Source organism: Kineococcus sp. AC630 (assembly GCF_979255925.1).
In genome coordinates this window covers 1-233 of the sequence record NZ_CEEDMJ010000160.1, presented here as the reverse complement: position 1 = coordinate 233, position 233 = coordinate 1, and the positions used below count along the sequence as shown (strand labels likewise).

General features: G+C 70.0%; 1 protein-coding gene. It reads left to right on the top strand.

Annotated elements, in window-relative coordinates:
- Window positions 1-15 precede the first annotated feature (15 nt).
- A partial coding sequence (locus AC0I8G_RS26245) for a hypothetical protein (RefSeq protein ID WP_471732547.1) occupies window positions 16-233 on the top strand: 218 nt, incomplete at its 3' end.

Genomic DNA, 233 nt, shown 5'->3' with positions numbered 1-233 from the left:
GTCATCCCCGTGGGGATGACCGGGTACGAACACGTCGGCGTGCCGGTGGGGCCACAGCTCACTCCCCGGAGGAGCTCGTTCACCAGCTCCGCGGACGGGGCGGTCCTGGAGTTCGTCGACCTGCGCGGCCTCGTGACCATCAACCACCGCGACGTGACGATCCGGTACTGCCGGAGCACCAGCACCGGGGACCCGAAGATCCGGGTGAACTCCGCGCGTCACCGGGGAGCGTC